Consider the following 2,402-nt stretch of genomic DNA (forward strand, 5'->3'; position numbering starts at 1 on the left):
GGGTGTGGGGTGTGGGGTGTGGGGTGTGGGGTGTGGGGTGTGGGGTGTAGGGTGTAGGGTGTAGGGTGTGGGGTGTGGGGTGTGGGGTGTGGGGAGAATAAATAAAAATAGTCTCGGAGTCTCCTAAATACTGACTCCTAACCCAATAGTAGATGTGGGATTTTTGCAGGAGTTCTATTTTCTGACAAATATAAGCAAAAGTTATTTATTGACTGCAAAAACTTGAGAATATTTAAATTAACATTCCGCAATATTTATAAATTCTTAAGAATTAATTGAGAAAGATTTTTATTTAACAACGATGTTATCATAGTTACAGCGATTTTACTGAATTTCATAATGGGTTATTCTATGCTTTTTTGGGCAGCAATGGTTGAAACCTTTGCCACACCTAGAAGGTAATCCCAATTAAGACGGTTAAATCAGTCAATTTCACCCACAACGATGATCTTTTTTTTGTGTAGTTTTATTGCAAAAAAAAAGTTTTTTTGACAAAAAGCACAAAGTATGATACTAACCCAAGTGATTCCTGGCTGCGAGTAATTATTGTAGAGGGGGAGAGGGGAGAAAAGCTGACGGTTTCAAGATAACTGATCACCGATCACTGAAACATCACCCATCTTAAGTAGGGAGGCACAATTATTTGTAGGATGGGTTAGTGGTAGCGTAACATAATCGGGCGTTGGGTTTCATGCTTCAACCCAACCTACGTTCGTCTCCCGTCTCGGAGTCTCGGAGTCTCGGAGTCTCGGAGTCTCGGAGTCTCGACTAGGAAATTAATTTTGCACGACTACTTAACATTTCCCCAGTATTCTCAAAATCGAATAGTATAGATTGAAATAACTCAATGTACGCAAACCTATGGATGGCAGCTTAATCCTGTTCAATATTCTCAATCCGCCGGTTTTGTTCTTTTTCTTGGGAATGCTGGCAGTATTTTTTAAATCCGACCTAGAGATTCCCCAACCACTGCCTAAACTCTTTTCTCTCTATCTTTTGATGGCGATTGGTTTCAAGGGAGGTTATGAACTAGCGGAAAGTGGCATCAATAACCAAATCGCTTTAACTTTGATTGCCTCTGTGGTTATGGCTTGCATCGTTCCCATTTACACTTTCTTTATCCTGAAAATTAAACTCGATAGTGCCAATGCAGCAGCGATCGCCGCAGCCTATGGTTCCATTAGTGCCGTTACTTTCATCACCGCCAGTTCTTTTTTAGAAAAACTTCATATTTCCTATGGCGGTCATATGGTAGCGGCCTTAGCTTTAATGGAATCGCCGGCGATTGTAGTGGGTTTAATCCTGGTGCGAGTCTTTAAAGAGAAAAATGGCGAAGAAGAAGCGTTTTCTTGGTCAAAGGTTCTACATGAAGCCTTTTTAAATGGTTCGGTATTTCTCTTAGTCGGTAGTGTTGTTGTTGGTATGCTCACGGGGGAAAAAGGCTGGGAAAAATTACAACCTTTCACTCAAGGGATTTTTTATGGTGCTTTAACTTTCTTTCTCCTGGATATGGGATTAGTGGCTGCGAAAAGAATCCGGGAATTAGGCAAAACTGGTTCTTTTCTCATCGGTTTCTCGGTATTCATTCCCGTCATCAATGCTATGGTGGGGATTCTCATCGCTAAGGTTCTCGGATTTGAACAGGGCAATGCTTTATTATTCGCTGTTTTGTGTGCCAGTGCCTCTTATATTGCTGTTCCTGCGGCCATGAGAATGACTGTTCCCGAAGCGAATCCTAGTTTATACATTTCTATGGCCTTGGCTTTAACTTTTCCTTTCAATATCATCATCGGTATTCCTCTGTACCTAGAGATGATTAAAATCATTGGCTGTGGAGTCTAAAAGGCCCGGCGGTTTTTAAATAATTCCTGTCAAAAGTTTTCTCTTTCACTTATCCTTTTTGTACCTAACTACCATGCTTGAATCCCCGCATCCTTCCCTACAAACTGTCAAAAAAGTGGACATAATTGTTAGTCATGCTTTTCTGGAAGAAACCTTAAGCGTTCTTGATGTTGTCGGAGTTTCCGGTTATACCGTCTTTGGCAATGCTTCGGGAAAAGGCGATCGAGGTTTATCCCGTGATGACTTGGATTGTGATTACAGTGGTAACTACATTATGACGGTTTGTAATAGTGACGAACAACTTGGTCGTCTGATCGATAAAATTCAGCCTTTTTTAAAAAAAGCCGGCGGAATTTTTGTGGTGACTACGGGCCAATGGCTAACTCATTAGACCTCTTGTAAAAATCAAAAATTGTCGTAGTTAATTAGGGGCTGCTGAAAAAGTTTTTCGTGGGGGCAGGGTGTGGTGGGGTGTGGGGTGTGGGGTGTGGGGTTTTACCCATTTTCAGGTGGTCAATTACCTAATTTTCAGGGAAAAAATCCCTAAATTTTCCCCCCAA

2 protein-coding genes are annotated in these 2,402 nt (G+C 41.4%); both read left to right on the forward strand.

Annotation, left to right across the window (positions count from 1 at the left end; all coding sequences use genetic code 11):
• Positions 1 to 861: 861 nt before the first annotated feature.
• A complete protein-coding gene (locus PX481_RS25850; RefSeq protein WP_002756655.1) occupies positions 862 to 1,842 on the forward strand; it encodes a sodium-dependent bicarbonate transport family permease in 981 nt (326 codons plus the stop codon).
• Between the two features lie 73 nt (positions 1,843 to 1,915).
• On the forward strand, positions 1,916 to 2,233 hold the full coding sequence (locus PX481_RS25855) for a P-II family nitrogen regulator (RefSeq protein WP_288096821.1): 318 nt from the start codon (positions 1,916 to 1,918) through the stop codon (positions 2,231 to 2,233).
• The last annotated feature ends 169 nt before the right edge of the window (positions 2,234 to 2,402 follow it).

The organism is Microcystis sp. M53603_WE2 (assembly GCF_030065435.1).